Here is a 7806-nt window from a genome sequence, read left to right on the forward strand (position 1 = left end):
CTGGTGTTTCGCCCTTTTTAAGGAGCAGCAAGGGCGAGTTCGTCAGAGGGAAGAGGGGCCTGGGGAGGAAATTCTCGCCGCTTCGGGGTCGGACACAAGGACTCCAGAATGATGGGGAGCAGAGACTGATGCTGGCCCAGCACGCGCTGGGCGGCATGAAGGATGTCGGCGAAGCTCAGGTGCACTTTCTGGTGGTACCAGGAACGCTCGGGCATCAGCAGCTGAGCCACCGACGAGCCTCCCCGGGCGGCCCATAACAGCAGCGAGGTGTAGAGCAGGCCGACGAAGGGAGCGGTGCGCTCCACGGCCGTGCGCAGGCGTGCCGAGGACTGGGAGAAGCCCAGCAGTTGCTTGAGGTCGCGGAAGGTGACTTCCAGGGGCCAGCGCAGGGCATAGGTTCGCAGCAGTTGAGCGACGTCCACGTCCGGTTGGGTGCAGAAGAAGACGCGGCAGCGCCGATTCCCCCCCTGCTGGCGCACTACCACCAGATGCAGCAGGCGAGCCCCGGCGGTGCCATACCACTGAGCCACCAGCGACTGCACCTGCAGGGTGCGACGTTGGCCATAGAGCTGCAGCTGGAGTGTCCGCCAGTCGGAGCGTCGGCGGGCCATTTGCTCAGGCGAGGGCAGGCGCTGGCCGCGCAGGGGCGTGCGCCCGCGTTGGCCCTGTTTGCGAGGTGGGGGCGCGGCGGTGAGGCAGGCATCGGGCCGAGCCACGCCGAAGAATACCAGGCGCTCGGGCAGGCCGCGCACCACGGTGGAGTTGCAGTAGGCCCCGTCCATGCACACCCGCAGCGTCCCCTCCGGCACCCAGCGCAGCAGCACCTCCACCATCTGTCGGGCGAGCTGATTCTTGGTGCGGTAGACGTGGCCGCGGCGCCGGCACTCCTTGCTGGTGCGGTAGAGGCGGAAGAGCAGCGGGAGGGCAAAGGGACGAGGACAGAAGGGCAGGTGCACCACCGCGGCCAGCACTACCCACACATGGCCGAAACGCAGCACCTTGTAACGCCCGCTGGAGAGCACCGCGTCGCGGTGGCAGCCAATGCCGAACACCTTGGGGCCGCGCTTGGGGCACAGCGTATCGTCCAGACTGAAGACGAGCTGCCCCACGGGCACCAGCCCCACCACCAGTCCAAAGAGTAGACGCCCCAGCAGGTCCGGCTGCCAGGTGCCTCGGGAGAAGAAGCGGTGGAAGGCTTCATGGTGCTTGTGCGCCGCTACCCCCGCCTCCACCAGCGCCTGCGTCACCGCATGCCGCCCCTGCGTACTCACCCACCCGAACGCCAGGGTAATGAACAATCGGAAGGACGGCGCGGTGAATGCCGTCCTCAACCCCTCCCATACTCCCATGAGCGCGTGCAGACTTTCCTCGGCCACGGCGGCCCCTCCTTCTGGCGCGTTACCTACCTACCAACGCCGAAGGTAAGGCCGTCGCTGGCCACTTCTCCCGTTGCTTGCTTGCCTGCCCCTCCCCAAAAAGGGCGAAACACCAGTCTGGGAGAGGGCTGGGGTGAGGGTCGTCCATGGCGACAGACGAGGATCTCCGCGCCTATCTCCACGAGCAGTTGGAGGCGGCGGTGGTGGGGGGCTACCAGAACGAGAAGCAGGTGCTCACCTCCCTCGAGGAGCTCGCGAGGCACGAGCTGCGTGACGACGCCGAAGTGGAGCGGCTCCTAGCGCTGGCCCGGCGCCGGCTCGAGGAGCACCGCGTGGAGGAGTCCAGCTGGACCGAGCCCACGGTGAACGACGCACTCGACCGCGCCTTCCAGGAGCTCACCCGCAACGGCATCCTCGCGCTGCCACCCGGGGGCCCCGTGGCCGCCCGGGTGTTGTGGTTTCCGGGGACCGCTAATGATCTTCAGGTAGTTCAGTGAAGAGAGAGGAGGCAGTGGTGGAAGAAGGAGCGTGGGAATTGAGGGCGATGCTGGAGGCGCTCGAAGCTCCTGCGAGCCATTCAGCGCGGTTCCTCGACGCTCCCGGGCAGTGCGTTGAGCATTTCGCGCTTGACCACGGCGTTGCATTGCTCCTCTGGGTTGGTGTCCGGGGCGTAACTGGGCAACCACTCGATGAGAAAGTCGTCGGGGTGGGTCGCCACAAAGTCTGCAACTTCCTTGGAAGCTACCACGCTGGTGACCTCGCACCGTTTGCTAGCGCCTCAGCCTGCTGATAACAGCATCCATGCGCCGTGCGGCCTCGTCGCGCTGCTGCTCGGCATCCGCGAGCGAGGCAAGCTGCTCGTCCAAATCAAGGTGCTCGCGTTTGTCCTCGCGCTTCACATATCGCTCGACGGTCAGGTTCCAGTTGAGCCTGGCTATCTCATCGAGGTGAACCGCACGCACCTGGCGCTCGTCACCTCTAAAGTCCTGGAACGCCTTGACGATAGTGCCGATGTCCTCTTGAGACAGTGCGCGCCGTCTGCCCTTCTTCACGCCGGCATCGGAAGCATCGATGAACAAAACGCGGTTGCGCCGGCCGGCGGGCTTTCCCTTCCTCAGGACCAGCACGACAGGCGCGATGGAGACGTCGTAGAGCAGGTTTCCAGGTAGACCGATGATGGCTTCGAACCGATCCTCTTCCAGCAGTTTGCGGCGGATGTCCTCTTCGACACTACTGCGGAAGAGCACTCCGCGCGGCAGGAGGAGCGCCGCTCTTCCCCCTTCCGCGAGGCCAGCGAGGCAGTGCTGCACGAATGCGTAATTCGCGTTGTGCGCGGGTGGTACCGGATTGAACCGGCCAAAGGCATCCTCCCCGGCCCGCTCGGCACCCCAGTTGTCAAGATTCCACGGCGGATCCGCCAGAATCCCGTCGTACTCGTTCAATCGTCCCTGCTCCGTCATCAGGGGTGACCAGAGTGCGTTGCCAAGCTCAATGCGCGCATCGACAATGCCGTGCAACAGGAGGTTCATCCGGCACAGGGCCCACAGCTCCGCGTTCTTCTCCTGTCCGTGCAGCACGAGCGAGGCCGCCGCGTGGGGCAAGTTCATCGCGGACCGGGACGAGACCTGGCGTGCACACTCCACGAGGAATCCACCCACGCCGCAGACCGGGTCATAGAGGCGCATGCCAGCCCGCAGTTCCAGGAGTTCTGCCAGGAGGAGGGCCACGGATGGCGGCGTGAAGAATTCGCCCCCCGTGCGACCGCTCGTCTCTGCCAGCCGGAGGAGGAAGCCGTCAGAGACCTCGCCCAGCCTCCCATCCGATAACAGCGCTCCACTCAGACGAGGAAGCTCCGAGAGCGTCTGAATCAGGTTGGCCAACAGCGGGTCGCCCAACCTGATGGAACTGAAATTCGCCTGCGTCAGGAGTCCCCTGAGCAATGGATTCGCCGATTCCAATACTGCGCAGGCATCGTTGACGCGCTCGCCCAGCCCAGAAGAGGCGTGACTTCGCAGCGAGGACCAGCGGGCCAAGGTGGACACCACGAATCGAGGCACGCCGGAGGTTGGAGGCCCGTCCGTCACGTCGCTCAGGAACTTCAGCACCAGCAGGCGGAAGACGTAGCCCGCCGCCGAGTCACGCGTAACCGCCCCATTCGAATGGAGGACATCCGTGGCCTTCCACAACAAACCCACCAACTCAGTCATTGCCGGGTTCATGTGGCAGTTCCTCCCTTCCGGGTGGCAGCAGGATTTCCGAGACCATTCCATCCACCAACGCGCGCCGCAGGTCCGCAGCCCGGAGCGCGGCCTGATGGTGCGCCTGCTCCGCCTCGATGAGTTCCGCGAGCTCTCGTTGCAGCTCCCGAGGCGGCAGAGGAACGGGCAGGTCCTCCAGGTCCTTGACGGTGAGCTGGACGAGTCCCGATGAGGACCGGGCGCGAAGCTTCAATCGACCCTGCCACGCGGCGCTCCGGAACAAGGCCAGGAGCACGGCGGGCAGGAGCTTCTCTCCAGGCCGTACCACGATGAGATTGGAGCTGACGAGGAGCGAGGCCGCGCTCTCCGGAACGCGCGCCACCTTCTGGAGGGTGCCCCGGCAGGAGACGAGCAGGTCATCCACCTGGATGCGAAACCGATCCAGCGACCCCGGGCGCAGCCCCACCGAGACCAACGCCTCGCGAGGAGCGACTCGGCCCGCCTCGATGTCTCCCACGCTGAGCACCGGCTCGTGGATGGCTTTCTCACCTTCCTTCGCCTGATGCCTGGACACCGGCAGCCCGACGAAGAGCGTCTCCACCACGGAGCGCAATGGCAGGGCCGGCCACCGTGTTTCAGAGCGGCTCATGGGTCCTCCCGTGGCCGCCACATGTGCGCGCGGCCCTCATCGAACGTCCACCTCGAACGCCGTCGAGCCCCTAGCATGAACCTCGTTGAAGGTGTGCGCATCCGGAAGGATGCGGCTCAACTCCGGTTCGAACCAGCCGATAGTTTCTCCCAGCATCGCATACCGCTGGGGGAGGTCCGGCCAGCGCCAGATGGGCTCGTGGTGGAAGACCCGGTTGCGAAGCTTGCGAACCTGATGCATGCGCTCCGCCACGCGCTGGCGCGTCCGCTCCCGCCGGAGCATGTGGGGGAAGACGGGCTTCAGCAGCCAGGGCCAGATGACCTGCTCGTAGGAGCGGCTCAGCAAGCTGGTCCAGAAACCAAAGCTGAGTTCGGCCACCAGACGGCCGGGCTCCAGCGGCATGCCACGATTTCCCAGCTCCGTCGTCGCGGCCGCGATCGCCCCCTGCTCGCGTAACGACAACCACGCAGGGGTGAGGTCGTACCAGGTAGGCGTCCCCTTGAATGCCGTGAGGGCCTCGTGGAGGCTGTTACGAAAGGCCACCTCCAGATACCCCAGCGGCCCGTACAGCGACATGCACAGCGCCACGTTCCACCGGTAGCGCCCGATGAGGACGCGGGGCGTGTCGCTCGGGCTCAAGCGATAAGCCGCCAGGCGAGGGGGCGACAAGACCCTCGTCAGGGCCACGGCGGAAATGGATTGCACACCCGGAGGGTTCGACATAAGTTCCATGCACCGTCCCCGGGTCGTCCTCTCCCAGTGCTCATGCGCTGGTGATGACCCCGGGGTTTTTTGTTTCCGACATTCGTCGCCCCGGACCACAGGAAGGCTGGAAGCTCAGCCGCTCCAACCCGTTGGCATGAGCCAAGCTTCGCCACTGCTTCCCCGTTCGGGGACACCAGCGGGTGCCTAATCCGCGACGAACAACAACGCGGACCAAAATAGGGACTTGGTCGACCTCCGTCAATGCCTAATGCGCGGAGAACGCGCCTGTTTGGTGTGGCAACCTGCGCAAGAGTACGACCTTGGAGGAAGAACTCGCCTCAAGCAAGGACGGCCTGGGCATCAGTTTGCTCACCTGGCGCAGTACTTGGAGCAGGTCTCCCAGTTGCTGCCACTGCTCCGGGCACAGGCGCGCATGGCGCCCAGGATGCGGACGGGCCGTCAGACCACTTCGCCCATGGGTCTTCAACAAGCCTGCTCACTTACATACCGCCGCAGGGCTTACTCCCAGTTCTCGTGCGATCTCGGCCTGCGATCAGCCAGAGCGAAGTAGGCGTGCTGCCACCATCCTTCGCTCTTCGCGCTGCTCCGTCGCCAACCTCTTGGGCCACCAAGCCATGGGAGATGCCCTCCTCTGGTTTCAACGCCTCCTTGTTCACCTGACTTCCTGAAGCCCGCTAGAAGAACAGCGGGATGCGGTGGAAGCCGCGCATGGCCGCGCCGGCGCCCCAGCGCAGCTCGCTGGAGGGCACGGCCAGCCGCAGCTTCGGGAAGCGCCGGAAGAGCGTCTCGAAGGCGATGCGCGCCTCGAGCCGGGCCAGCGGCGCTCCGATGCACACGTGGATGCCCTTGCCGAAGGCGATGTTCCGGTGCGCGTCCGGGCGTGAAATGTCATACGCGTCGGGATTCGCGAAGCGCTCCGGATCCCTGTTGGCCGAGGCCAGGCCCACCGACACCCTCGCCCCCTGGGGCACGTGGGTGTCTCCCAGCGCGAGCTCCTCCTTGGCGATACGCGGAGTGCTCAGGTAGTCGACGGGGCCCCAGTAGCGCAGCGTCTCCTCGACCATGCCCTTGCTCATCCCGGCCGGGTCCGCGAGGAAGCGCGCGTGCTGCTCGGGGTGCTCCAGCAGCGCGACGACGCCGTTGCCGAGCAGGTTCACCGTCGTCAGGTGCCCGGCGAAGAAGAGGATGAACACCATGGACAGCAGCTCCTGGTGGTTGAGCCGGTCTCCATCCTCCTGGGCGTGCACCATCTGGCTGATCATGTCCTCGCCGGGCGCGCGCCGCTTGCGCTCGAACAGGCCCTCCAGGTAGCTGGCGAAGGACTTCAGCCCGGCGCGCACCTCCGGATCCCCCCGCGCGGCCGGAGTCTCGGCATGCAGGAGCCGCTCGGCCCAGGCATGCACCTGGGCCCGGTCCTCCTCCGGGATGCCGAGCATGTCGCTGATGACGCGCACCGGCAGGGGGTAGGCGAAGGACTCGACGAACTCCAGGGTGCGCTCCGGCGCGGACTCGCCCCGGGCGGCGGCCGCCTGCTCCGCCTTGTCGAGCAGCTCGTCCACGAGGCGCTGGACGCGCGGCTCGAGCAGCTCCATGGCGCGCGCGGTGAAGTTGGGCTGCACCAGCTTGCGCAGCCGGGTGTGATCCGGGGGGTCCAGCATGATGATGCTGAACGCGAGGGGCTTGAACTCCTCGGGCATGTTCTTGGAGAGGAACTCGCGCTGCTGCGGAGGCAGCGCGGTGCGGAAGTCGGAGGAGAGCCGGTCATCGAGCAGCGCGGCCACGGACTCGTCGTAGCGGGTGATGAAGTAGCGCTCGTCCCCGGCCTCGCGGGCCTTGCGCTCTGGAGAGCCCTCGGCGTGGGCGCCCGCGGTGAGGTCGCCGCGCATGGGGGCGCGCACGACGGGGCCGAGGGCGCGCAGGTCGGAATAGAGGCCGTGGGCCCGGGCGAAGAACTCGGGGTCCGTCCTGTCCAACAGGTGCGCGGCGTCGGCGCGGGGGGCCTCGTGCGGGGGCGTGACGGGGGCGGTCTCCTGCTTCGGCTCGTTCGGGGGGGTGGTTGCCATGGCGTCCTCTCTCTGGGTCTTCAATGGCTCACTGCTCAACGGCTCACTGCTCAACGGCTCACTGTCGTTTCGTGCTCCGACGGCGGGGAGCCCGGGCCGGAGGTGCTTCGGTGTCGTCGTCCGGGTTCGTCTCGGGGGGAGTCGGTGTGCGGGCCTCCAGCGCGGCCAACGCGCGCTCGAGCAGGTCCAGGGTGCGTCCCAGCTCCTTCAGCTCCGTGGGGGAGGCGCTGGCGAACTGGGCCGCCATCTCCCCGGCGAGTGCCTGGCGGACCTCCTGGCTCACCTCCTGGCCGCTCTCCGTCAGCACGAGGCGCAAGCGCCGCCGGTCCTCGGGGTCGGCCTCGCGGCGCACATAGCCGCGCTGCTCCAGGCGATCCAGCAGGCCGGTGATGACGGCGGGGGTGACACGCTGCCGTTGCGCGAGCTGCCCGGGAGACAAGGGACCCGCCCGGAGCGTGTAGAGCACTCCGAGCTGGCGCAGGCTCAGCTCCCGGCCGAGGTGGTTGGCTTGCACGCTCGCCATGGCCCACCGGTACAGACGGGGGATGAGCCCGAGGGTGCGCAAGGCGTGGTCGAGCGGAGGCTTGTTCCTGGGCATGGTTCCGCTCCGGGGCTCGGGCTACCGGGCCGAATTGTTAGCCAGGCTAAAGGTATCGGACGCAAAAGAATCCGCAACACCCGTGGGGTGAGGTGGGCTGGCCGTGGGCCGTGCGGAAATGTGACCGGACATCCCCTCTCCCCTCGGGAGAGGGTCGGGGTGAGGGTATCCGGGCCCGTTCTTCAACCCGTGGGCC

8 protein-coding genes are annotated in these 7806 nt (G+C 66.7%); 1 reads left to right on the top strand and 7 read right to left on the bottom strand.

Going from position 1 to position 7806, the window contains the following annotated elements; all coding sequences use genetic code 11:
• Nucleotides 1-17: 17 nt before the first annotated feature.
• On the bottom strand, nt 18-1376 hold the full coding sequence (locus Q664_RS06040) for an IS701 family transposase (protein ID WP_052517731.1): 1359 nt from the start codon (nt 1374-1376) through the stop codon (nt 18-20).
• A 146-nt stretch (nt 1377-1522) separates the two neighbouring features.
• On the opposite strand from Q664_RS06040, the gene Q664_RS06045 reads away from it, so the two are divergent.
• Nucleotides 1523-1873 carry a DUF6891 domain-containing protein gene (locus tag Q664_RS06045; protein ID WP_043390826.1) on the top strand — a complete coding sequence of 117 codons (351 nt, stop codon included), beginning with the start codon at nt 1523-1525 and terminating at the stop codon, nt 1871-1873.
• An 80-nt stretch (nt 1874-1953) separates the two neighbouring features.
• Here the strand turns inward: Q664_RS06045 and Q664_RS54570 are convergent, their stop codons facing one another.
• The 6 genes from Q664_RS54570 to Q664_RS51650 form a co-directional block, all read right to left on the bottom strand.
• Entirely contained in the window at nt 1954-2124 is a 171-nt protein-coding gene (locus tag Q664_RS54570; protein WP_084609552.1) for a transposase, read from the bottom strand.
• 22 nt (nt 2125-2146) lie between these two features.
• Complete coding sequence (locus Q664_RS06055; protein WP_160174349.1) at nt 2147-3595, bottom strand: N-6 DNA methylase; 1449 nt, start codon at nt 3593-3595, stop codon at nt 2147-2149.
• Nucleotides 3576-4223, bottom strand: coding sequence for a restriction endonuclease subunit S (locus Q664_RS57380; RefSeq protein ID WP_152621941.1), 648 nt, complete (start codon nt 4221-4223; stop codon nt 3576-3578). The genes Q664_RS06055 and Q664_RS57380 overlap by 20 nt, the downstream gene beginning before the upstream one ends.
• A gap of 36 nt (nt 4224-4259) precedes the next feature.
• Complete coding sequence (locus Q664_RS06065; protein WP_152621942.1) at nt 4260-4862, bottom strand: hypothetical protein; 603 nt, start codon at nt 4860-4862, stop codon at nt 4260-4262.
• A gap of 761 nt (nt 4863-5623) precedes the next feature.
• Nucleotides 5624-7012, bottom strand: a complete 1389-nt coding sequence (locus Q664_RS06070; RefSeq protein WP_043390834.1) for a cytochrome P450 family protein — start codon at nt 7010-7012, stop codon at nt 5624-5626.
• Nucleotides 7013-7070: 58 nt separating this feature from the next.
• Nucleotides 7071-7610, bottom strand: coding sequence for a MarR family winged helix-turn-helix transcriptional regulator (locus Q664_RS51650; protein WP_052517734.1), 540 nt, complete (start codon nt 7608-7610; stop codon nt 7071-7073).
• Nucleotides 7611-7806: the final 196 nt, after the last annotated feature.

It is taken from the genome of Archangium violaceum Cb vi76 (genome assembly GCF_000733295.1).
Lineage (GTDB): Bacteria > Myxococcota > Myxococcia > Myxococcales > Myxococcaceae > Archangium > Archangium violaceum.

Coding starts and splice junctions, on each gene's coding strand:
- Q664_RS06045 (WP_043390826.1), top strand. CDS start 1,523: ATGGCGACAGACGAGGATCTCCGCGCCTATCTCCACGAGCAGTTGGAG.
- Q664_RS06055 (WP_160174349.1), bottom strand. CDS start 3,595: ATGAACCCGGCAATGACTGAGTTGGTGGGTTTGTTGTGGAAGGCCACG.
- Q664_RS57380 (WP_152621941.1), bottom strand. CDS start 4,223: ATGAGCCGCTCTGAAACACGGTGGCCGGCCCTGCCATTGCGCTCCGTG.
- Q664_RS06070 (WP_043390834.1), bottom strand. CDS start 7,012: ATGGCAACCACCCCCCCGAACGAGCCGAAGCAGGAGACCGCCCCCGTC.
- Q664_RS51650 (WP_052517734.1), bottom strand. CDS start 7,610: ATGCCCAGGAACAAGCCTCCGCTCGACCACGCCTTGCGCACCCTCGGG.